The sequence below is a fragment of the Microbispora sp. ZYX-F-249 genome (assembly GCF_039649665.1).
In the GTDB taxonomy this organism is placed as follows: Bacteria; Actinomycetota; Actinomycetes; order Streptosporangiales; family Streptosporangiaceae; genus Microbispora; species Microbispora maris.
Genome location: NZ_JBDJAW010000019.1, coordinates 122,309 through 143,559, shown reverse-complemented (window position 1 = coordinate 143,559; position 21,251 = coordinate 122,309). Strand labels below are relative to the sequence as shown.

21 protein-coding genes and 1 pseudogene are annotated in these 21,251 nt (G+C 69.2%); 10 read left to right on the top strand and 12 right to left on the bottom strand.

Annotation, left to right across the window (positions count from 1 at the left end):
• Positions 1–110 precede the first annotated feature (110 nt).
• On the top strand, positions 111–278 hold the full coding sequence (locus tag AAH991_RS22980; RefSeq protein ID WP_346227951.1) for a hypothetical protein: 168 nt from the start codon (positions 111–113) through the stop codon (positions 276–278).
• Positions 279–514: 236 nt separating this feature from the next.
• Positions 515–868 carry a hypothetical protein gene (locus tag AAH991_RS22975; protein ID WP_346227950.1) on the top strand — a complete coding sequence of 118 codons (354 nt, stop codon included), beginning with the start codon at positions 515–517 and terminating at the stop codon, positions 866–868.
• Between the two features lie 370 nt (positions 869–1,238).
• Here the strand turns inward: AAH991_RS22975 and AAH991_RS22970 are convergent, their stop codons facing one another.
• From AAH991_RS22970 to AAH991_RS22935, 8 genes and pseudogenes are all read right to left on the bottom strand, one after another.
• Positions 1,239–2,528 carry a low temperature requirement protein A gene (locus tag AAH991_RS22970; protein WP_507185154.1) on the bottom strand — a complete coding sequence of 430 codons (1,290 nt, stop codon included), beginning with the start codon at positions 2,526–2,528 and terminating at the stop codon, positions 1,239–1,241.
• Entirely contained in the window at positions 2,474–2,767 is a 294-nt protein-coding gene (locus AAH991_RS22965) for a putative antibiotic biosynthesis monooxygenase (RefSeq protein WP_346227948.1), read from the bottom strand. The genes AAH991_RS22970 and AAH991_RS22965 overlap by 55 nt, the downstream gene beginning before the upstream one ends.
• Before the next feature lie 82 nt (positions 2,768–2,849).
• Positions 2,850–3,125 (bottom strand): annotated as a pseudogene (locus AAH991_RS22960) (SDR family NAD(P)-dependent oxidoreductase); the annotation flags it as partial.
• 106 nt (positions 3,126–3,231) lie between these two features.
• Positions 3,232–4,689: an aldehyde dehydrogenase family protein gene (locus AAH991_RS22955; protein WP_346227947.1), complete on the bottom strand. Its 1,458-nt coding sequence runs from the start codon at positions 4,687–4,689 to the stop codon at positions 3,232–3,234.
• 480 nt (positions 4,690–5,169) lie between these two features.
• Entirely contained in the window at positions 5,170–6,633 is a 1,464-nt protein-coding gene (locus AAH991_RS22950) for an RICIN domain-containing protein (RefSeq protein ID WP_346227946.1), read from the bottom strand.
• 372 nt (positions 6,634–7,005) lie between these two features.
• A complete protein-coding gene (locus AAH991_RS22945; protein ID WP_346227945.1) occupies positions 7,006–7,296 on the bottom strand; it encodes a hypothetical protein in 291 nt (96 codons plus the stop codon).
• Positions 7,297–7,502: 206 nt separating this feature from the next.
• Entirely contained in the window at positions 7,503–8,384 is an 882-nt protein-coding gene (locus tag AAH991_RS22940) for a DUF7710 domain-containing protein (protein ID WP_346227944.1), read from the bottom strand.
• A 315-nt stretch (positions 8,385–8,699) separates the two neighbouring features.
• On the bottom strand, positions 8,700–9,269 hold the full coding sequence (locus AAH991_RS22935) for a hypothetical protein (protein ID WP_346227943.1): 570 nt from the start codon (positions 9,267–9,269) through the stop codon (positions 8,700–8,702).
• Positions 9,270–9,508: 239 nt separating this feature from the next.
• Between AAH991_RS22935 and AAH991_RS22930 the strand changes: the two genes are divergently transcribed.
• Together AAH991_RS22930 and AAH991_RS22925 are read left to right on the top strand one after the other, a co-directional pair.
• The gene (locus tag AAH991_RS22930) at positions 9,509–9,847 is read left to right on the top strand and encodes an Imm51 family immunity protein (protein ID WP_346227942.1); all 339 of its coding nucleotides are present in this window, start codon (positions 9,509–9,511) and stop codon (positions 9,845–9,847) included.
• Between the two features lie 266 nt (positions 9,848–10,113).
• On the top strand, positions 10,114–11,421 hold the full coding sequence (locus tag AAH991_RS22925; protein WP_346227941.1) for a hypothetical protein: 1,308 nt from the start codon (positions 10,114–10,116) through the stop codon (positions 11,419–11,421).
• 573 nt (positions 11,422–11,994) lie between these two features.
• Here AAH991_RS22925 and AAH991_RS22920 read toward each other — a convergent pair.
• Together AAH991_RS22920 and AAH991_RS22915 are read right to left on the bottom strand one after the other, a co-directional pair.
• The gene (locus AAH991_RS22920) at positions 11,995–12,354 is read right to left on the bottom strand and encodes a hypothetical protein (protein WP_346227940.1); all 360 of its coding nucleotides are present in this window, start codon (positions 12,352–12,354) and stop codon (positions 11,995–11,997) included.
• A gap of 122 nt (positions 12,355–12,476) precedes the next feature.
• On the bottom strand, positions 12,477–13,073 hold the full coding sequence (locus AAH991_RS22915; RefSeq protein ID WP_346227939.1) for a class I SAM-dependent methyltransferase: 597 nt from the start codon (positions 13,071–13,073) through the stop codon (positions 12,477–12,479).
• 190 nt (positions 13,074–13,263) lie between these two features.
• On the opposite strand from AAH991_RS22915, the gene AAH991_RS22910 reads away from it, so the two are divergent.
• From AAH991_RS22910 to AAH991_RS22900, 3 genes are all read left to right on the top strand, one after another.
• Positions 13,264–13,926 (top strand): DedA family protein, encoded by a 663-nt coding sequence (locus AAH991_RS22910; protein WP_346227938.1) that lies wholly within the window; start codon positions 13,264–13,266, stop codon positions 13,924–13,926.
• Between the two features lie 226 nt (positions 13,927–14,152).
• Complete coding sequence (locus tag AAH991_RS22905) at positions 14,153–15,142, top strand: sporulation protein (protein WP_346227937.1); 990 nt, start codon at positions 14,153–14,155, stop codon at positions 15,140–15,142.
• A 273-nt stretch (positions 15,143–15,415) separates the two neighbouring features.
• A complete protein-coding gene (locus AAH991_RS22900) occupies positions 15,416–15,742 on the top strand; it encodes a hypothetical protein (RefSeq protein WP_346227936.1) in 327 nt (108 codons plus the stop codon).
• Positions 15,743–16,647: 905 nt separating this feature from the next.
• Here the strand turns inward: AAH991_RS22900 and AAH991_RS22895 are convergent.
• Together AAH991_RS22895 and AAH991_RS22890 are read right to left on the bottom strand one after the other, a co-directional pair.
• Positions 16,648–17,016, bottom strand: coding sequence for a hypothetical protein (locus tag AAH991_RS22895; protein WP_346227935.1), 369 nt, complete (start codon positions 17,014–17,016; stop codon positions 16,648–16,650).
• A 135-nt stretch (positions 17,017–17,151) separates the two neighbouring features.
• The gene (locus AAH991_RS22890; RefSeq protein WP_346227934.1) at positions 17,152–17,628 is read right to left on the bottom strand and encodes a hypothetical protein; all 477 of its coding nucleotides are present in this window, start codon (positions 17,626–17,628) and stop codon (positions 17,152–17,154) included.
• A gap of 657 nt (positions 17,629–18,285) precedes the next feature.
• On the opposite strand from AAH991_RS22890, the gene AAH991_RS22885 reads away from it, so the two are divergent.
• The 3 genes from AAH991_RS22885 to AAH991_RS22875 all read left to right on the top strand — a co-directional run bounded on the left by AAH991_RS22885 (position 18,286) and on the right by AAH991_RS22875 (position 21,246).
• Entirely contained in the window at positions 18,286–19,278 is a 993-nt protein-coding gene (locus AAH991_RS22885; protein WP_346227933.1) for a hypothetical protein, read from the top strand.
• A gap of 410 nt (positions 19,279–19,688) precedes the next feature.
• Positions 19,689–20,165: a hypothetical protein gene (locus AAH991_RS22880; RefSeq protein ID WP_346227932.1), complete on the top strand. Its 477-nt coding sequence runs from the start codon at positions 19,689–19,691 to the stop codon at positions 20,163–20,165.
• Positions 20,166–20,340: 175 nt separating this feature from the next.
• A complete protein-coding gene (locus AAH991_RS22875; RefSeq protein ID WP_346227931.1) occupies positions 20,341–21,246 on the top strand; it encodes an arginase family protein in 906 nt (301 codons plus the stop codon).
• Positions 21,247–21,251 lie beyond the last annotated feature (5 nt).

Here is a 21,251-nt window from a genome sequence, read left to right as displayed (position 1 = left end):
AAGCAGTCGAAACACTAGCCACGCACCTGACCAGCAAGTATTGCACCCACCGGCAAACGGAGCCTGAAGTCATCTGCTTCGCCGACACCCGCAGCTCCCCAACGAAGATCATGCAGAACACCCGTCGGGCACTGCAGCCCCACCGCAACGACAGCACCAAGGTCGCGCGGATCATCGTGCCGGTCTTCCTCCCGCCCGGCAAAGACCCGGCCGACACGGTTGCCTCCGCCGGCTACCGCCCCCTCGTCGCCGTCCTCCAGAGGCCTGCGCAGTCATGATGAACGACTCGTCGAGCAGCTCGCCTCCCACGCCCACACCAGCGGACAGCGCAAGATCCACGTCCGACGCGACGAAGACGGACGGATCATCGGCGCCGGCACCGGCGGCGCGGACGACGGCGAAGACCAGGAACACGACGACGCCGACGCCGTACGTGCGGCGTAGGGGCCCGCGGCCACAGCGAACAGATCACGGTCGACGGCGAGACAGAACCGGTGGTCGTGAAACTGGGTGCGTGGACATCGCGCCGGTAGTCCGCAGGCGGTCACCCATCTGGACGCATCCATGCACGCGCGAGACCCCGGGCCGTCATGCAGAATCCCAAGGTTTCGTGCTGCCTGCAGGTTCAGGCCGTGAGCTTCTTGAAGACCGTCTCGAAGCGGTCGAGGGTCTCGTTGTCGACCTGCTCGAAGAAGGCTTCCTTGTCGCGGGCGAGCTGGTGTGCGGGGCCGACGTGGTCGAAGTCCCGGGGCTTGTTCTGCTTCTCCCGGGCGATCCCGATGCGCCCGAGAATCGGGAAGGGCTTGTCGGTAGCGATCAGGTTTGCCTCGTTGATGGTGACGTGGCCCTGTTGTGTGGCCAGAGGTAGTCCTTGGTGGAGAACAGGTCCTCGATGTCAGCCGTCCCGGGGAGCCCTTGGGTCGGCTGATGACGGTGATGTGGGTGGCGTCGACGTTGGCGGCCTGAGCGGCGTCGAGGACCTTGGTGGTCTCGGCTCCGTCGATGAGTGCGCGACCCACTCGGCGGTGCCCACAGCGCGTACGGTCGCGTGGGTCACCGCGTCCGCGCCCCGCCGTAAGGACGTCGTCCAAGGCCAGCGGGTTCGCGGTGCCGAGCGGGTGCGTCCCCGTAGCCGGCGTGAACAACGTGTCGCCGTCGTTGAGCAGGTGCACCGGGCGCACGGTACGGGCGCCGTCGTACGCCGTGCCGGCCAGGTTCCCGCGGCGGCGAGGGTTCCCTCACAGAACTGGCACCGCGACGCTTTCCTCGCCCCTCCCGCGCACCGGGCTCGCCCCGAGCGCCGTCAGCGTCACCCCGGCTGCCACCGCCAGCGCCGCCACCAGCCCCGCCGCGAGCACCGCCCAGTGACCCAGGAACGTACAGACGACCACCAGCAGCGCCGTGGCCGGCAGCACCGACTGCTGGGCGATCCCCACCTTGTAGAAGCGCGAGTGCAGCGCCCACACCGTGAGCAGGAACAGCGCTGTCGGCAGCGTCACCGCAGCCGACGCCGACAGCGCCGAGAGGTGCGCCTTGCCCACCGCATGCTCCACCGCCACCTCCAGGCCGGCCCCGATCGCGGCACCCGAGACGAAGATCAGGTAATGGCCGTAACCCCAGAGGAAGGACTGCCGGTTGGACCGGAGGTGCCCGTGGATGGGGACCGCGAAGTACACCCACCAGGCGGCGAAGATGATCAGCAGTCCGCCGGCGGCGATGGGCAGCAACTCACCCAGGGCCTTGTGTTCGTCGATCCCCGACTTCACGGCGACGGTCGCCGCCGCGATGGTCTCGCCGAGCACGATGAGCGTGAGCAGCCCATACCGTTCGGCGATGTGGTGGGGGTGCCACGGCGTGGGGTGGGCCCGCTCCGCATACAGCGGTACGGCCATCTCCAGCAGCGTCATCACCAGGAAGAGCCACGGGCGGCCGGCCTCCGGCAGGGCCAGTAGTCCCAGCCAGCCGATCTGGCACAGCCCGACGGCGTACCGCAGCGCCATCGTCCGCTCGGGGCCCTGGCTCGACCGCGCCACGCGCAGCCACTGCGCCGTCATGGCGAGCCGCATGATCACATAGCCCAAAATGACGACCAGGTACGCGTGTTCCTCGAACGCTTGGGAGACGCCTGCCGTCAGGACGAGCACGCCGGCTATCTGGATCAGCGTGACGATCCGGTACAGCACGTCGTCGTTGTAGTAAGCCGAGGCGAACCACGTGAAGTTCATCCACGCCCACCAGATGGCGAAGAAGATCATCAAATAGTTGAGGATCCCCTCGCCCGTGTGTCCCTCGACTATGGCGTGCACCAACTGGGCGCATGCCTGGGCTATGGCCACGACGAAGCACAGGTCGAAGAAGAGCTCCAGTGAGACGACGCGGTGGGTCTCGTCGCGGCCTCGCGCCGTGAGGCTGCGCAGTGGTATTTGGTGTGCGGGCGCCGCGGAGCGCACCGGCGGCGGAGCCGGGCTGCTTGTCATCTGGTGAGCCAAGCTCCGAAATGCCGCTGCAGTCGGGGATTGATCTGCCAGACCATCGCTGCTGCCGCCGCCGGGACGAGTACAGCGAGTCGCACCGGCAGGTACAGATCCTCCAGAACCGGGTTCGTGGCCAGGCCCAGCAGGACGATGGTGGGGTAGATACCGCACACGGTGAGGAGCCACAGCTTCCAACGCCGGACGGCGGCCGGAACGGTGGGGCCGAGCCGGGGTTCGGCGTTCGCGGACGCGTTCCGGCTCTGCTCCCGGAGCGTGTGCCGGATGTCTGTCACTGCCGGTGGGCTTGGCAGTCCAGGATCGTCGGCACTGTAGGCATGAGACACAATTCTCTGGTTCATGGACCACTCCAAATCGAAATGCTGCGTATCGCTTTGATTCCATCGGTTCCTGCGCGACCGAGGCGATGGTGGCGCTGCGTGATGGGCTGCCCGCGCGCAACAGCGGCAGCAGTTGCCGGGTGAGCGGCACAGGGCTCAGATGGTTCACCGCCAGCCGCTGCTGGTATCCGTCCGCTGACATGCTTCGGATGGTGCCGTTCCAGGTGAAGCCCACACCCGCCTTGTCGACCAGCACGTCGAGGCGATCGTGCCGTGCCGCCACTTCGGCCGCGAGTCGCTGGGTCTCGGCCAGAGCGGGCAGGTCGCGCTCCGGTGATCAGAATCGACGCCTGGTGCGACCTTCCCGTGCAGGGGACGGCCCGGCGCCCAGGTGGGCGACGGGCCAGGTCATGATCTGATCAGTGAGCGGACTGGGTGTGGTCCTGCTCCACGTACACCTTGAGGGCCTGGAACTCCTCGATCGCGCGCGGGCCGCACAGGTAGCCGTAACCGCTTCCCTTGACGCCGCCCTCCTCGAAGTCCTCGCTGATGGCTCCCCAGGTATTGATCCATACCGTGCCGGTGCGGATGCGCCGGGCGATCCGGCGGGCCTTCATCGAGTCCGAGCTGAACACCGAGGCGGCCAGGCCGTAGATGGTGGCGTTCGCCTTGGCCACGGCGTCGTCCTCGTCGTCGAAGACCTCGAACGTCTGGACCGGACCGAAGACCTCTTCCTGCACGATCCGGACGTCGGTGCGGTCCACCTCGATCAGGCTCGGCCGGTAGAACGCGCCGGCGGCCAGCGGGCCGTCGGTGACCACACCGCCGCGCAGCAGTACCGTGCCGTACGAGGCGGCTTCCTCGACGATCGCGTCCACCCGCTGGGCGGACGCCCGGTCGATCACCGGGCCGAGCTGGGCCTTCTCGTCGTCGCCCGACCCGAGCCGCACCTGCGCGAGCGCGGCGGTAAGGCGAGTGCGCACCTGGTCGGCGATGTCCCGGTGAACCAGTACACGGGAGCCGGTGCAGCAGAACTGCCCGTTCATCAGCACCAGCGACTGCACCACCGTGGGGATCACCATGTCCAGATCGGCGTCGGGAAAGATCACCATGGGCGCCTTGCCGCCCAGTTCCAGACCGAGCCGCTTGAGTGTGGTGGAGGCCGCGGCCGCGATATGGCGCCCGACCGGCGTACTGCCGGTGTAGTTGATCACGTCGACCTTGTCCGAGGAGACCAGGAACGGGGCCCCGGTGTTGCCGGACTCGGTGAACACGCTGACCACTCCCGCCGGGATCTCCGGGACCGAGGCCAGAACCTGCGCGAAAAGCTCATTGGTCAGTGCCGTCTGAGCCGGAAGTTTGACCACGACGGTGCAGCCGGCGGCCAGCGCCGGGCCCAGTGCCCGCACGGTCAGCATGATGGGGGAGTTCCAGGGAGAAATGATCCCGGCGACACCGAGCGGCTCGGGCACCGAGTGGGTGTACTGGCCGGGTGCCGTCTCGGCGGCGCGCCCGGCGGTCTGGGTGCGCACAGAGGCCGCCGCGTACCGCAGCCACCCGGCTGCACCGCTGACCTCCCACGTGGTCTCACCCAGCAGCTTGCCGTTCTCCCGGGACAACATGGCCGCAACCTCGGGTACCCGGGCCTCGAGGGCGTCGGCCAGCCGGCTGAGTGCGGTCGCCCGGAGCGAGGGAGTGCGCGCCCATTCGGTGGTCGCGAACGCGGCGGCGGCGGCGTCCACGGCGGCCGAGGCCTCTGCTTCGCCACCGTCGTAGAACGAGCCGACGACGGTGCCGTCGGCCGGGTTGATCGATTCCAGAACCGAGCCGGAGCCGGTCCACTGTCCGTTGATCCAGTGCCGCGCGATGGTGTTCATGGTCCGCTCCTCGTGGTCTCGCCCGGGTACCGGGATTCGATGTCTCCACGAGAATGGCTCGGCCGCCGTGCCGACAGCCTCCGTCAGCTGGCTGACATCCGGCCGACGGCTCGCTTACGTCAGCACCGTGGCAGTGCTGAGACCCGACCGGTAGCTCTCACGGCTGGGTGGCCGGAGACTCGGGAGGCAGCGCCTCCAGAGCGTCGCGGAGCCCGGCCCGCGACGATTGGGTTCTGTGGCCACCGGCCGTAGCGGACCACTGCTCTTCGAAGAGGACTCACTCCGCCGTGCGGTGGTGAGAATCGCACGTCCGATTCGGGACGGCGGCCCGGGGAGACGGACCGGTGGCAGGACCGACACCGCACCTCGGACCGACCGCGCAACGCCGCATCCGGATCCCCGGCACCGAGCGCACAGCACGAGACCGGCACCGGGGATGGATGGATGTACCGCGGATCCGCGGTTACGTCGAGACGACCGTTAGACGGCCGTGCGCGACCACTGCTGGTTGGCGCCGGTGTTGCACGAATACTGCTTGAGGATCACGCCGTCCGCGGTCGATGCGGCCGGTACGTCCACGCATTTGCCGCTGTGTCGTGCCCGGAGCTGGAAGTAGCCGCCGTTGGCGACCATCTGGAACTGCTGGTTGGCGCCGGTGCCACAGGTGTACTGGATGAGCTCGGCACCGTCGGCGGTCGAAGCGCCCACCACATCGAGACACTTCCCGCTGTGGCGGCTGACGATGCGCCAGTAGCCGCTGCCGGCGTCCTGGAACTGCCACTGCTGCCATGGGTTGCCGCCGTAGGTGTACTGGTCGACGCGCGCGCTGTTGTTGGTGCTCGCCTGTTGGACGTCCATGGCCTTGCCGCTGTGGCGCACGTTGAGCCTGTAGAACGTTTCCGGCTGCGGCGAAGGGGTGGAGTCGCCGACGGTGTCGCCCCAGCCGTAGCGGACCCGGTCGGCGCCGGATTGGTTGCGGACGGCCAAGGTGAGGTTGGTGCCGCTGCCGCCGAGGGCCCACATCGAGTAGTGGTCGTAGCCGAGGCCTGCGGTTATCTTGCCGCCGAGGGCGGGCCAGTAGGTGCCACCCATCTGGTTGTCGCGCATCACCTGGGCCATGGCGCGGAGGTACCGCACGAAGTTGTCGGTGCTGTTCGGGTCGGCGTAGTTGAGGCCGGTGGACATCGGCGCGCCGTATTCCGTCGCGACCGCGCGGGAGGCGCAGTTGCCCAGAAGCGTCTGGATGTGGCTTCGGAAGGCGTCGTAGGTCATCGCGCTGTAGAAGAAGGCGTAGTAGTGGAAGGACAGCAGCGTCGAGTTGAAGCGGCTGTCGTTGCAGATGTCCCGGAGGTCCTGGCTGAAGCCGGTGCCGCCGATGAGCACCCGGCCGGGCACCGCCGCGGTGTGAGTGCTGAGCCAGTTCGCCGCTACGTTGCGCCACTCCGCCGATGAGTAGCCGTGCGGCTCGTTCATCGGCTCGAAGTAGACGTTGCCGTTCGAGCCGTACGTGCTGATCACGCTGGACCACATCGCGTTCCATGCGGCGAGGTTCGTGATCCTGCCGCCGGAGGCTGCGCCGTCCTCCCAATAGGCCAGGATGACCTTGAATCCACGGTCGGTGGCGGCGTCGATGGCGCCGCGGTAGGAGTTCCACCAGGTCGTGTTGGCCACCGTGTGGGTGTTGATGGGCAGCCGGACGGTGTTGACCCCCATGATGTATTCCATGTAGTCGTAGAGCGAGTTGGCCTTGGCCCGTACTGTCGCGTTGCTGTCGGACTGGCTCAGGCCCTGCAGGACGAGCGTGCCGGTGCTGAAGTTGTCGCCCAGCACGGCCCAGTTCATGCCTCGGAATTGGCTGGTGGCGGCATTGGCCGACGGCGCGGGGACGAGGGCTGCCACTGCGGTGAGCGCGGTCACCACAAGGGCGATCAGCAATCGGCGCAACGACCGGATGTTCCGCGATGGTCCTGATGAGTAACCATCAGACGCCATGCTCAGTGCCATGAAATGTCCCATCACTAGATCTGAATTGCTGGGTCAACTTTCACTTGTGCACACTGTTAGCGATAACAAAAAATGCCGATCACCCACGGAGGCCTCACGCTAAAGAGGAGGCGGGAGTGCGTCAACAGAAAGGGAGGCGATTTGCTCGGACCGCTGGTCCGTGACGGACACCGCTGTAAATTTCAGGCAGACTTCCTGCAGCCGTGTCGCCACCGCCACACCGTTCGAGACTCCCGTCGCCCGTGGTGGTGGAAGGCTGTGGCGCCCGTGGCGCCCGTGGCGCCCGTCGCGGCGGATGCGCCGCGTTCGCACTTATAGTCGATCTTGCCGTGCACGCGCAGCAGCGACCAAGGCCAGCACACCCGCGCCGAGGATCGGAAGGCCGATGGAGAGAATGCCGAGGATTCCGGCCACCATCAGGATTACGCCCGCCACCGTTAGCGCCAGTCCCCGCCAGAGCGCCGTACGGACTGCGCCGTAGAACGCAAGAAGTGCACCCGAGGCCAGTGCGCCGAGGAACCAGGCAAGCACCTGACCGTCCTGCTGAGCGACGAATCCAAGGTACAGGCCCATTATGACCAGAACGATCAGGGCCGTGATCACCGCCAGAGGATCCCAACCCGCTCGCATTCTGGACATCATGATTCATCGTCGCATATCTCAATTGCTGTTCAGTGAGCGCGGGCGCGGCGGGGACTGGTCTCCGATTGAGCGAGACGCATCAAAGCCTCCTCCAACCCGGATCGCTTCACTTGAGCCAATGCCGGGTTCGCCGCCGGCAGGGTCGGTCAGCGGCATGAAGCGGACGTCTATTGGCCTGGGCGGCCGCCGGTCAGGTGGATATGACGTAACCCCGGGCTGAAGGCGGCGACGTGATCGGCGGTGCCGTGATGCGCTTTCGAGGGTGTGAAGCGGCCTTCGCTGACCGCGACGTCGTAGGCGCCGCCGTACGGGTACTCGGCCAGGATCCCGGTCACCTGGTGCTCGGCTGCCCAGGCGAGTCCGGCGTCCAGCGTGTCGAACACGCCGGAGGCGTATCGGGCGTGGTCACCGTGGAAGATCCAGACGGCCGGCCTGAGCGGACTGCACTGGTCGGCGCCGGGCCTGCGGCGCAGGCCCTCCGGCGTGAACGAGAAGGCGCCGGGAAAAGGGCCCGGCCGATGGCGTACGGCGAGCACCACCGGTTCGGGGTGGACGCCCCGCAACCCGGTCTCGGGCGCGGTGTCCGCGAAGGCGTTCCACAGGTGAAAGCACTTCAGGTCGTCGTCGCGATCGGCGGTGACGTAGGCAAGGGTCTTGGAGTAGAACGGGTTGGTTCCGCCGATCCACAGCGACGGGGGCCCGAACGTCTCGACGACCTCCGACAGCGTGCGGTCCTGCGTCACCCACCCGCCGATGTCGGCGCTCAACTGCTGGAACTCCGCCGCCGACAGCGCCCGATCCGGCTCCAGCCAGCCGAGACGATGAGCGATCTCGGCATAGATGGAGGCCGTGGCCTCACGCAAGGCGTCGGGGGGAAGGATGTCGCTGTAAGCGCCTTTGACGCCCGTCGCGGTGAAAGCCTCGCGTTCGCGTAGTCGATCGCACTCCGCCTGCCACCGCGTCAGGCTCCCGTCCACGGCGGCCATCGCCTCCAGCAGGAGCCGTTCCGCCATCTCATCCCTGCCGTACATGCCAGGGCGACGAAGCACACCGTTCACCTGATCCAGGTGGTGCCGGCGAGCCTCACTCAAACGGGGATCGGGGTCCCCTCCAGCGCTCATCGCGTTCGATCATGACACACCTATGTGATCCGAAGTATGGGCTCATCGGCATGAGCAGCCGTATGCCGTTCCCTCGCCGCCAAAAGCATTCTCAGCCGACGGTGAAGCGGCTCTCGACCATGAGGTGACCACCGCGCAATCGCTTGCCATGCCCGTTTCCGCCTGCGTGGGCCTCACCAAGTGAACTCGGACAAGCGGGTCGGTTCACATGTCATCGGCGGCGAATGAGGACCGGCATCGCTGCTATCGATGGTGCCGGCAGTACTCGATGTGTAGCTCCGCCCACGGGCGGCGGCGGTCTGGGTACCCCATCCGCATCCGGCCCAGGTTGATCTCAGCGCAGCAATGCGCATCGGGACTCTCCGCGAGATGCCCCGGACAATCTTCCGCCAGGGCACGCACCGGGTCCGCCTCCAGTTCGAACGCCTCTCGGCTGCCGACCAGGAAGAGGGTGTCCGCGGCGATGTCCCAGCGGAGATGATCACAAAAGCCCTGATGAGTCCACCGTCGCTGATCAACATCCGGGCGCTGCCGAAACGCCTGCGACGGAAGTCTCACGCCGTGCGGCCTACCCGGTCCCAATCGGGCGCGGACCTGTTTCCAGCGGGAAACCGGAAACGCCAGGCGATGATGCAGCAGGACCAGATCCAGCAGCCGCTCCTGGTTGGCCGAGTCAGCCGGGCGGGCCGTACGCAGCGGCAGGTAGATCAAGCTGTGCGGGGAGCGGGCGGCCAGCCCCCAGGCCATCGCGAGCACCACGGCCGCCTGCTTGTCCACGCTGAGCTCCGCGCCGAGCCGGCCTTCGTACAGCATCGCGTGCTACACCGCCCGAGCCGGCCGGACCACTCGGTACTCGTCGCGGCCAAGGCGGACATTGCTGATCATGGTCGACCAGGTCCGCTCCGACAGGCGCACTCCCACCCCATCTCGTATCTCGTCCGGTTCTTCCGCGCCAATTCACCCCGATTACGAACACGGCGCTCAGGGCCAGAAGAGTACGTGGTCGACGGGCATGCCTTGTGGCTTGGCATCACAAGTGGCAGCATGCCCCGATGCATCCATTGAGGCTGATCGAGTCGGCTCCGGGAGAGTACTCGCTGTTGCTGGACGTGGGAACCACGCAGGTCGACGACGTGATCGAGGAGCTCGCTCACACGCCGAACGGATATTTCTGGGAAGGCGTCGCGCAACTGCTCGTCAGCACCGAGGCCTCCGGTTTGGAAGGCCGGTTCTCCTACAACCCCGAAGGCGACATGTTCTGCGCGTACGGAGGAGACCGCGGGGCACTGGAGGAACTGGGCACCCGGATGGCGGCCATCGCGGCTGACGCCGACCGCATGCGGCGGCTCGTCACGGCCGCCGAGGCGGACGGTTTCGAGTTCGACGACTGACCCGCCTGCCGCCGAGCAGCGGGCGGCAAGCTCGCCGCGCCCGGGCGCGCTCGACCCGGCGTACGACCTTCGCGCATGCAGTGGGCCGAGCGGTCAGCGGCATGTGAGGACCTTGCCGGAGGCTGCTGGTACCTGGACCATTGCGGTCATCAGTGACGGCCAAATGCGTCCGGTTTCACTTCGTCGAATGCCGCGAGCAGGAGTCGCTAGGGTAAGCGCCTCACCCCCTGCTCGACTTCCTGGATGTGACGCGTGCACCGTTATCGGTGGAGTCTTCCCGCCGCGCTCGTGACCGGTGGATATGTGCGGCGCTGGTGGTCGCCGCCGTGCTCGCACTGACCGGTGGCGGTCTCGGCCCTTTGTGGCGGCTGGCGCTGTTCCTCGACGCGGACGAGGACGCCGCGGCCACGTGGCCGGCCGTGCTCGTTCTCTCCCTGGCGGGTGGACTGTGGGCCTGGGCGCTGTGGCAGGCGCTGCGGGGCCTGCCGTACGGGAGGGCCCGCTCGGCCGACCGCGAAACCCGCCCGCTGCGTAGGGCTCTATACGCGACAGTGGCGTTCTGGGCGTTCTACGCCGTCATGCCGAGCTGGCCGTGGTGGGCGGTGGTGCTCGACGCGCTCCTGATGTCGGCGGTCGTGGTGCTGTTCCACCCGGTGCTGCGCCGCACCTTACGCCACGCCGACCTTGCCCTGGGCGCCGGTCTGCTGGCCCAGGTGAGCCTGGCGGCGACCGAGGTGTTCGACCTGCTCGACTGGCGCGAAGCGGAGCGAGCGGCGGCGATCCGGGGTTTCGCCGACGTCGGCGCCCTGGTGTGGTCCGTGCTGGTGCTGGTGGCCCAGTGGCGGGACGGCCGCTGGGGGCGCACGACCGTGTGGTACGGCATCGCTGCCGTGGTGGTGCCGGACGCGCTCCTCGTCGGGGGCATGGCGCTGAGCGAGGCCGGTGGCCTTCACGACGTCTACGACGAGGCCACGTCGGCCGCCGACGCCCTCTTCGTGATCTGGCTGACACGATCCGCTCACGAGCTCGCCCGCACGCCCGCTGAGCCTGCCCCCTACGTTCTGCCGACCGACCGGAGAGCCGGGCTCGCGGTGGCGGCCCGCGTCAGCGCGTGCCTGGTCCTGCTCCTTCCGCCGCTGGCCAACCGTCATCCGGCATGGATCACTCCGCACGTGTCGCTCGAGCGGCTCCCCCGCGACCTGAGTGATCCAGTGAATGGTGTGTCCTCGGCGCTCTGGCAAGGTCTCGAACTGTTCGTCGGTCTCGGCGGCCTGGTCGTACTGGTGCTCGTCGCCCTGCATCGGCGAGCCGCGTTCCGGGTGGCCATGAGCGGCCTGCTCCTCACCGCGCTCGGCGGGTTCGCCGCCGTGGCCCTGGTCGACCGGCACGGTCTCGGCCTCCCTGGCGGTTGGGTTCTCAGCCGGCCGGATGCCTCTGGCCTGTACGGGATGATCATGACCTTTTCGAGGCCGACCGTCTCCCCGTTGTGGTTCACCGCCGCCTGCCTGGTCTCGGCCGCTTTGCTCTGGTGGCTGCGCGAATCGGGGCGCGACGCCGGCGGGCCGGCCGGATGAGCACGATCACCCGCAGAATGCCGAGCGGATCTCGTGCACCCCACCGCACGCGGGCCTTTCTGCCCGACGTCGGAAGCGGTCTTTTCCGGCCGGCCGATTCTAAATTACGCTTTCATGATTTGTACCGAATTGCGGCGAATGCCGACGAATCTGGTGTTACTGTCGATCACCTGCTTAGCTGGTGGCATGGTCATTCAGCGTCGGCCCCGGCCCACATGGCGATCTCTTCTGACGCTGCTCTTGGTGACGCTCATCGTCAGCACCGCGTTCGCCGCGATAGTGGTGTGGGTGCTGACGCGGATACGCGACGGGCTGCTGGAGTCGATCGCGATCGTGCTTTTCGACCCGCACTGGTAGACAATCCGGCCAGCCCGGGGGACACGGCACTCCCGCGTCAGCCGGTAGGCCGGAGAGCGAACCGCTGAGCGAACGCGGAAATCTCGTCCCGCTGCCGTAGGGCGAGTCCACACGTGAATCGACAGCGTCGGGCGCGGACGGTACGCGACGATCCGCCGCCACGATCGCCGGCCGGCGCGGCCGCCATGCGACGGAATCCGCTCCGCGGGGAACTCCTCACCGGGAGGCGAGCCACCGCCAGCGTGGCAGTTCGAGCAGGACGGTGATCGCGGCAAGCACGGTCACCGGCACGGCGGCGATCGGGGGCCAGGCCGCCCACGCGGCCACCACCGCCGCCACGAGCTGCACGAGAACCAGCGCGATCGTCACCGGCCCGGGCACCGCGACGATGACGTTCCGCTTGTCGCCGGGAGTGGACAGCAGCGTCGGCAGCCCGATCAGCACCACGACCGACAGGACGGCCAGCGGCAGGGACCACGAGGCGATGGCCCACGGCGTGGCGACCCAGGCGATCAGCTCGCTGGCGAAGCGGAACACGGACGCGAGGCGATCGTCCGGCCGCGAGGTGGAGGACATGGGCGCAATGTACCGTTCTTCCCGCGTCCAACCGCGAGCGCCGTCAACCTCGTCCCGAGCGTCGTCGAACCTCGTCCGGCGTCGAATTCCGTCCCGAGCGTCACAGCGAAGCCGAAGCCGGCTCATCTGCGAGCCAGCGCCAGATAGCGCTCGTCGGTGTCGTGGTAATCGACCAGGGTCCATCCGGTCTCGTCCAGCAGGGGACGCAGGTTGTGCCGGGCCCGTACGTCGTCGGAGGTCAGGGTGCGGCCGCGCCGTGCCGCGAGCACCGCCCGGCCCACGGGGTGGAACAGCGCCAGCATCCCGCCCGGCCGGGTCACCCGGGCCAGTTCGGACAGCACGGCAGCCGGCCGGAGGACATGGGAGATCAGCCCGGACGCCAGCACGCCGTCGGCCACGCCGTCGCGGAGCGGAAGCCGCCCGACGTCCGCGACCAGCAGCCGGCCGTAGTCGCCCCGCCCCCGTGCGCGGGCCGACAGGATCATCTCCGGGGTGACGTCCACGCCCACCACGCGCCCCGCTGCTCCGACCGCGTCCCGCAGCGCAGGAAAAGCGCGGGCGGTTCCACAGCCGGCGTCGACGGCCAGCCCCCCGGCCGGCAGCGCCATCTCGGCGATCGCGGCGGCGAAGGCCGGGCCGTCGTCGGGATACTTCTCCTCCCAGGTGGCCGCCTTCGCGGCGAAGAACTCCCTGGTCTCCTGAAGAGATCTGTGGTTCATGTGCCTTCGTCTCCTCTGTGGAAGAGGTGGAAGAACGATTCGACCATGAACCCCGGCTCCCGAGTGGGCGCGGTCGGAAGTCTCCCTCGCGGGTCCGACGCTTACCGAGGTTTTCCCGCCGCGAGCTACTGACGTTCCCGGTGTGACGTGCATTGTGGGGAGGAGTCGTCGCGGCGGCGGGGGGCAACCGATGACACAGGGGCTGCACCAGTTCATGGCGATGGCGAGTCCGTGGGCCTACCTGGTGGTCGGGCTGATGGCCTGCGCGGAGACGGCGGCACTCGTCGGGCTCGTGGTGCCGGGCGAGCTCACGTTGCTGATGGCCGGCTTCCTCGCCTTCACGGGCCACGTGAACCTGCCGCTCACGATGGCCGTGGCCGGCGTGGGCGCGGTCGCGGGGGATTCGATCAGTTACCGGGTCGGCCGGCGGCTGGGGCCGCGCGTGCGCGACAGCCGGCTCGGCCGCCGGGTGAGCGCGGAGCGCTGGGACCGCACCGAGAACTACCTGCGGCGGCGCGGCGGGTGGGCCGTCCTGTTCGGCCGCTGGGTCGGTCTGCTGCGCGCCCTGATCCCCTTGCTGGCCGGCATGGGACGCCTGCCGTACGCCAGATTCCTCGCCTTCGAGGTGCCCGGCGGCCTGGCCTGGGGGGCCGGCACCGTGGGGCTCGGGTACGCCGCGGGAGGCTCCTACGGGCTGGTGGAGCAGATCTCCCAGCGGGCCGGTCTCCTGGCGGTGGCCGGGGTGGCCGTCCTGGCCGCCGTCGGCCTGGGCGTGCACCGGTTGACTCGGCCGCGCCCGCCGGTCACGGGCCAGCCGGGACATGCGAGGAGCACACCCTCCGGCCGCCGGTGAAGGGGCGGCCATCCTCGTGCGGGGGTGTGACACGGCCCTACGGCCCTGGTGGTCCGCCCTCGCCCGGGTGTGACGCGCCCTGGCGGCCGTCGCGTGCCGGCGCCGCCGCGCGGATTGCCGGCCGACGAAAGCGCGATCTTTACCAACCGGCGGAACCCGGCCCTTGGTCTTGATCGTTCGAGTGGGCGGCTGACACACCTCATCGACCGTCTACAGGGAGAAACACGTGGTCTTCAAGCGGATGCTGGGCGCTCTCGGGGTGGGTGCCCCCTCGGTGGACACCGTACTGACCACCCCACGGGTCCGGCCGGGCGGCGTGCTCACCGGCGAGGTGAGACTGTCCGGCGGCGACTTCGACGCCGAGATCGAGGAGATCACTCTCGGCCTCGTCGCCGGGGTGGAGCTCGAGCACGGCGACGGCGAGAGCGCGGGGCTCGGCGAGTTCTCCCGTGCGCGGGTGTCCGGTCCGTTCACCCTGCGCAAGGGCGAGAACCGGAGCATCGCCTTCCAGATTCCGGTGCCGTGGGAGGCCCCGATCAGCGAGATCGACGGGCAGCACCTGACCGGCATGGCGCTCGGCGTACGCACCGAGGTGGCCATCGCCAAGGCCGTCGACAAGGGCGACCTCGACCCCGTCGCGGTCGAGCCGCTCCCCTCCCAGCTGCGCGTCCTGGAGGCGTTCCTCCGGCTCGGCTTCGCCTTCAAGTCGGCCGACCTGGAGGCGGGCCACCTGCACGGCGTGCGCCAGGAGCTGCCGTTCTACCAGGAGATCGAGTTCTACCCGCCGCCGCGGCAGGCCGGTGTCGTCGGGGAGGTCGAGCTCACCTTCGTGGCCGACCCCGCCGGTCTGGAGGTCATCCTGGAGGCCGACAAACGCGCGGGCCACCACTCCGCCGACGCCATCGGCCGCTTCCGGGTCGGTCACGAGGACGCCGTACGCATGGACTGGGCCGGGGAGATCGACCGCTGGCTCACCGGGCTGGCCCAGCACGGCGCACCGTACGGCGGCCACGGCGGTTACGGCGGCCACGGCGGTTACGAGCACGGGCACGACGCTCATTTCCACGGAGGCCACCACGAGCACCACAGCGGCCCGGGCTGGGGTGCGGTGGCCGCGGCCGGCGCCGCCGGAGTGGTCGGTGGTCTGGTGGCGGGCGAGATCGTCGAAGAGATCTTCGAGGGCGACGAGGACGAGGGCGGGGACGGCGACTGGTAGGTCCGCCCGCCACCGCCTTGACCACCGCCCATAGCCCGTGACGCCGGCAGGTGCGTCTCGGGCCTCCTGACGAATCGGGTGCCGGCCGTGGTCTCCGGACAGGGGGCCACGGCCGGCTCGCGGACCGGCCCGCCCGGGAGGGCCGGGAGGCATGGCCGGTGCCTCTCGCGACATTGCCGTCGCTTGATGTGTCGCCGTCCAGGAACGTGATCGGAGGCGTTGTACCGTGTCAGCGGTCACATTGAGTGACTTCGAAGCAACAGGAGGTTACGCATGATTCAGCGACTGCTCCTGGCCGGCGCGGCCTGCGCCGCCGGACTCGTCGTGATGGCGCCGATCGCGGCCTCGGCCGAGACGGCCACCCCGCGGCAGACGGCCACGACCGCACAGGCCGGTCTTCCGGCTCACGCCGCCGACTGGGGACGCGGCTGGGGACATGGATGGGGTCACCCCTCGGGCCACCGGTGGGGCAACGGCTACTGGGGCCGTCCACTCGGCTACTGGAGCCGCCCGCTGGGCTACTGGACCACCCCGGTAGTCGTCGTGGACAGCCTCTACGACGACTGCGGGGCCGACTACTACACCACCCCCTGCGGCTGATCCATCGCGATGGGGGCGCGGTGAGAGAACGCCCCGGAGGATCGCGAGCACGACCCTCGATCGAGCACGCGCTCGGCGGGGGATTTTAAAACTCCAGGTTGTCAGCAGAATTTGCTGACAACCTGGGGCCAAAGTCGGCCGGAATCCCGAGATCTCGGATACCGTTCGTAGTCATTGCGTCTCTCTTCGTGCACGACACGACTTCCTCGGATCCGGAGCGCGTGATGAACGGCCAGGACAGACCTCGCCCGCATCGTCCCACCAGGCGAGCCCCCTACGGCCTCGCCCGCGCGGCCGGGCCCAAGCCGCCGCCGTACGCGCCCTCCTCCCCCGGACGGCACCGCGGCACCGGCGGTGCGCCACTCACCCGGCACGAGCCTTCCCCGTCTCCGACACCTCCGGGACGTCGCTTTCCACGCCGCCCCAGGCTGATCCGTTCCGTGGTCGTGACCGGGCTCGCGGTCCTGGCCGCCGCGAGCGTCTGGGCGAGCACCGACGCCTCCGGTCCGGCGCCGGGCGCGCCTCCGGTCGGCGGCATCGTGGCCACGACCACCCCCGACGGCGCGATCCGGTTCGGGACCGTTGCGCCGAGGCCCGCGCCGCCGCCCGCCGAGCACGACACCCGCTCGAGGCGCGGCGAAAAGGCCCGGCCGGCACGGGCACGGCGACACCATGGCCCCGTCCATTCGTCCAGGCGCACGCGGCCTCCCACCGCGCGTCCCCGCCCGCACGAACCCGGCTTCTAGCCGTCCCCTTCGGCCTCACCGGCGGGCCCGCGGAACCGCCCCGGCTCCTCGGCGCCGTCTCCGGCCGTCGCTCGTCCGCCGAGGACGGCGGCCGCTCCTTCCCGACCCGCTACGTCAGCCCGGTACGGCCTCGGCCTCGGCCTCGGCCTTGCCAAGGGTTCACGTCGTACGCCGGACGAAGGCGCGGGTGACCGCGGTGCCGGCGTCACTCAGGCAGGCGGCGAGCTCCTCGGTGATGAGCGTCTTCTCGACGCCGACTGTGATTTCTTCTGTCGCGAACTCGGCCACGGCGAGCTCATGGCCGAGATCTCCGCTTCTTCTGACGCGGACGCGGAGCGCCGGCATCGGGCGCGCGTCCTCGACCGGCTGGAGCAGTTTCAGCGTCGCCGTGCCGATCTCGTCCATGGGGATCGTCAGCTCGGGGGCGAACTGCCTCTCGTCGACATAGGCGATGATCCGGTTTTCCTGAAGTGCATGGAGGATTACTGCCGGGCAGCTATGCAGCAACTGGGCGCGACGGAATTCCACTGTTGGTTGCGACGGCGATGACACGAATCATCCACCATATCCTTTCTGGCAATCACGTCCCCGATCGTTTCGCTGCTCGTTGCCAGGAAAGTTTGACGCATCAGCCCCGCCTGAGGCGACCGTACATCCGGAACATCACGTTTCCTCCCTTTCCGGATCGGCCGGCGCGCTATTGATCGCCCGCATGAGTTGATCGGCAAGGCGTGCCGACTGTTCGGTCGTATACCCCTTGGGCACGCGAAAGATCAGCCGTTCTCCGACGCCGGTCCGGACGTCGGCTATGTCCCACCCGATCCACTGACTTATGGCCAGCGCCTTGACGCTGTCCGGATCCATCTCGAGGCCGGTCGCGAGAGCCTCCAGGCGCCAGAGATCAGGCATCCGCGACACCCGGCCGCTCAGCACGTCGGTAATCCACTGAGCGGTGAGGCACTGACCTGTGCTTCCGCTCACCGACCGCAATGCGAGCGTACGGATGCTCATCCCCTTGTCCGCCACGTAGTCGCGGATGCAGTCGCTCAGGGGGGTGGGGGGCTGGTCGGGTGTCACGCGCTGCGACGGCATTCGGTTGTCAGCTCCTCGAATCTTTCTGACCGCGATCGCCACCATCATGCCCGCTAGATCCTGACGACAGGGAGCAAACCCCGACGAAGCAAGGGATCAGTTCTGTCAACAAGATGCGTCATATAAAGCCATCACGCACAAGATTTATTCGCTGGAAGCTTCCGTTTCACGTGCGGCCGTGCGCTCGGTCGGATTAGAGTGCGACCTGCAGTCGAGACGTCAGCAGAATCTGATGATGCAGTTTCCATCGGAGAGGTTCGCTATGGCGGGAAAGCCGCAGATGCACCTTCGGAGCGTGGCACTCTTGCGCGCCTTGATGGTCGGTCGCAGTCAAAGCGTGGCCGATTTCGCTCGCCGGGCGGCACTTACCAGACAGTGCATCGACGGCCTGCTCAAACGAGGGACGTGCCGCCGCACCACGGCGGACGCCATCGCGGCGGCAGCGGGGGTGCGGACTCTCGACCTGTTCCGGCCTTCGATGTCGTCAAAATCTGCTGACACAGATGAGCGCTCTTGATCCCGTTACGTGTCTCCGGTCCGGGGTCACCCCCTGATCCTCCGCGGAGGCTCTCACGGGGAGCCCGAGTCGAATCGCCTCGACTGCCGTCCTGCGCATCCCGCTTCGCCGTCGCACGTCGCCGGCTGCCGGGATGTGCGTTCGATCCGACAGCAGCAGCACCTCATGAAAGGAATCGTCTCTTGACGATGAAGAAAGCCCTCCTCACGGGGGCACTCGCCACCGCTGCAATCGTCACCCCCGCGGTGCTGGCCGCCGAAGCCGCGAGCGCGGCGAGCACGGCGAGCACGGCCTCGCAGGCGACGAGCAGCATCTCGCGCCCGATCGACACCCCCAGGCGAGGACCGGATCCGCGCGCGGACATCCGCGTCCACCACTTCGTCCTGAAGGGCAAGACGTACATCCTCCCCAGCTGCCAGTACGTCGTCAACGGCGGCGTCTACGTCTCGCCGTCCTGCGGGGCGGGCCTGACCCGGCCGGTGTACGTCCTGGGCGGCCGCACCTACGCCCTGCCGGGCGAGTGGTGCGACCAGGCCGTCAGCGGCCTGCCCGGCCGCTGGTACGGCCTCCCCGGCTACCAGCTCGGGGACGGCGTCCACGAGTACATCGTGGCCGGTCGCACCTACATGCTCCCCAGCTGCCAGTACGTCATCAACGGCGGCGTCTACGTCTCGCCGTCCTGCGGAACGGGCTTCACCCGGCCCGTCTACTTCGTCAGCGGCCGCTGGCTGCCCCTGCCCGGTAGCTGGGGGTGCGACACGTCCCTCGGCCTGCCCGGCCGCTGGTACGGCCTTCCCGGCCGTGTCTTCGGGAACCCGGGTCACAACTGGGGCGGCAGCTCCTGGGGCGGCCGCTGGGGACGCGGCGACTGGGGCAGCTGGGATGGCTGGGGCCGCTGGGGCCGCGGCGGCGACCACGGGGGTGACCACGGCGGCTGGGGCCACGGCGGTCCCGACGGCCCCGGCCACGGCGGTCCTGGCCAGGGCGGCCCGGGTTGGGGCGGCCCGGGCGGCAGCTGGGGCGGCCACGGCGGTCCCGGCGGTCCCGGCGGCTCGGGCCACGGCGGTCCGGGGGGCGGCAGCTGGGGCGGCTCCGGCCACGGCGGCCCGGGTCAGGGCGGCCCGGGTCAGGGCGGCCCGGGTCAGGGCGGCCCGGGTCAGGGCGGCTGGGGTCACCGCTAACCGCTCGCCTGGTGTCAGCCGGCGCGGTGGGCGGACATCCCACAGCGCCGGCGACGACAGCACCGCGATGCTCTCGGCGGATGCGCGCCATCCCCGGGAAAGGCGAGGGGCGTGGGGGTAGCTAGTGGACGTCCCTCGTCCGGTTCGCGGCGGAGTTGCCTTCCGGGAGACCGGATGGTCGTCGACATCCACACCCCGCTACCTGGGGCAGGGGCGCGGATGGAGACGCGCCGCGAGAGAGCGGCTGCGACCGGCATCGTCGCAGCCGCTCTCCAATGTCCTGTCTCACCCGTGGACCGTACCCGCGTCCCGGTCACGTCACCTCGTGAGGCGACGGCGCGACGACCGGCGGCCGAGCCTCCGCCCCTGGGGGCGGATCCCGGTACGGCCTCCGACGAAGGGAAGCCCCGATGACTCTGGACTGGTGCATCGAGGTGGCGCTGCTGAGCCTGATCACGTTTTCGTCCTGGCCACCGCCCCGAGCCGGCCTGGTCCGGCGGCAGCCGCGCCTGCTGAGCGACGTCGTCGAAGCCGAGTTCGACCGGCACACGCGCCTGTACGTGCTGACGCACGTCCGCGCCGGAGGCTCCACCACCACGCCGCTCGTCGCCACCTGGGACCAGATCACCGCGTACGCGGCACACTGTTCCGACGACATCGACACTCTCTACGTGTGCGTGCTGCACGGCCTGCAGAAGTGGTACTGGCAGTGCGGCCTGAAGACCGACGCCCCGGCCGGCACGACCGGAGGCAGACGGACCGGAAGCCGGCGGCACGCCAAGCCGTACGAGTGCCGGCAACGGATCGACGCGGTGCTGGAGGCGCTGGAGGACCGGCGTACGCCGTCGGCCTGCCGGTTCCGCCGGCGCCCCAGAACCACGGGGTGAGAACACCACCGGCGAGGACCCGATCACGACGGGCCCGGCATGATGTGACGGCACGACCACCGGCCCGAGCACGACGGGCCCGGCATGACGGGCTGCGGCGACGCGCACCACCACCGGCCCGGGCACGACGCGTACGCGCCCTGTCCGGCGGGCATCGGCATGAAATGATCAGGCGGTGCTTCCGACCGCGGTGCTTCAGGTGCCCCAATGGCAGGGTTCGAGCGTCGAGGACGCACGGCTCCTGTCCCTCGGCGCCGAACGGCTGGCCTCTCTGCTGACCGCCACCGAGCCACCTACCGATCCGTTCACCGAATCGTCCGCCGGGCCGCCCGTCAGGGCCGTGCGGGTGCCCGTTCCGGACACCGCGGGCACCGAGCGGGACGGAGTCCGGGCCCTGGACGTCCTCACCACCGTCGCCGCCCGGACGCGTGCCGCGCTCGGCGAGTGCGGCACGGCCACGGTCGTCACGGTCGGCGGCGACTGCGGGGTGGAGGTACAGCCGGTGTCGGCCGCTCTGCAGCGACACGGCGACGGGCTCACCGTCGTCTGGTTCGACGCCCACGGCGATCTCAACACGCCCGGATCCTCGCCCTCGCATGCCTTCCACGGCATGGTCCTGCGCACTCTGCTGGGCGAAGGGCACCCCGACCTGGTTCCGCCGCGGGCTCTGCACCCCCGGCAGGTGGTCCTCGCCGGAGTCCGCGCGCTGGATCCGGCGGAGCTGGCCTACGCCACCGACGCGGGCCTCGCCCGGCTCACCGTTCCCGAGCTGACGGCCGACCCCGGCGTCCTGGTCCCGGCCGTCGCCGCCGCCGGGGGCACCGCCGTCTACATCCACATCGACCTCGACGTTCTCGATCCGGAGGAGTTCGGGTCGCTCAGCTATCCCGAGGCCGGCGGTCTGTCCGTCGCGGCGCTGCGGGACGCCGTACGCGCGCTGACGGCCCGCTTTCCCCTGGCCGGCCTGGGAATCACCGAGTACGCCCCCCGCAGGGAGGAGGACGAGGCCGTCCTGGCCTCGCTTGTCCCCGCCCTGCTCGCCGACGCCGCCACCGGGTGGACCGACGCCCCCACCGGGTGAAGGCG

What these genes read in the sequence shown, in the direction of transcription:
- AAH991_RS22980 (WP_346227951.1), top strand. Translation starts at nt 111, where the DNA reads ATGCAGAACACCCGTCGGGCACTGCAGCCCCACCGCAACGACAGCACC.
- AAH991_RS22955 (WP_346227947.1), bottom strand. Translation starts at nt 4,689, where the DNA reads ATGAACACCATCGCGCGGCACTGGATCAACGGACAGTGGACCGGCTCC.
- AAH991_RS22935 (WP_346227943.1), bottom strand. Translation starts at nt 9,269, where the DNA reads ATGCTGTACGAAGGCCGGCTCGGCGCGGAGCTCAGCGTGGACAAGCAG.
- AAH991_RS22930 (WP_346227942.1), top strand. Translation starts at nt 9,509, where the DNA reads ATGCATCCATTGAGGCTGATCGAGTCGGCTCCGGGAGAGTACTCGCTG.
- AAH991_RS22920 (WP_346227940.1), bottom strand. Translation starts at nt 12,354, where the DNA reads ATGTCCTCCACCTCGCGGCCGGACGATCGCCTCGCGTCCGTGTTCCGC.
- AAH991_RS22915 (WP_346227939.1), bottom strand. Translation starts at nt 13,073, where the DNA reads ATGAACCACAGATCTCTTCAGGAGACCAGGGAGTTCTTCGCCGCGAAG.
- AAH991_RS22910 (WP_346227938.1), top strand. Translation starts at nt 13,264, where the DNA reads ATGACACAGGGGCTGCACCAGTTCATGGCGATGGCGAGTCCGTGGGCC.
- AAH991_RS22900 (WP_346227936.1), top strand. Translation starts at nt 15,416, where the DNA reads ATGATTCAGCGACTGCTCCTGGCCGGCGCGGCCTGCGCCGCCGGACTC.
- AAH991_RS22890 (WP_346227934.1), bottom strand. Translation starts at nt 17,628, where the DNA reads ATGATGGTGGCGATCGCGGTCAGAAAGATTCGAGGAGCTGACAACCGA.
- AAH991_RS22885 (WP_346227933.1), top strand. Translation starts at nt 18,286, where the DNA reads ATGAAGAAAGCCCTCCTCACGGGGGCACTCGCCACCGCTGCAATCGTC.
- AAH991_RS22880 (WP_346227932.1), top strand. Translation starts at nt 19,689, where the DNA reads ATGACTCTGGACTGGTGCATCGAGGTGGCGCTGCTGAGCCTGATCACG.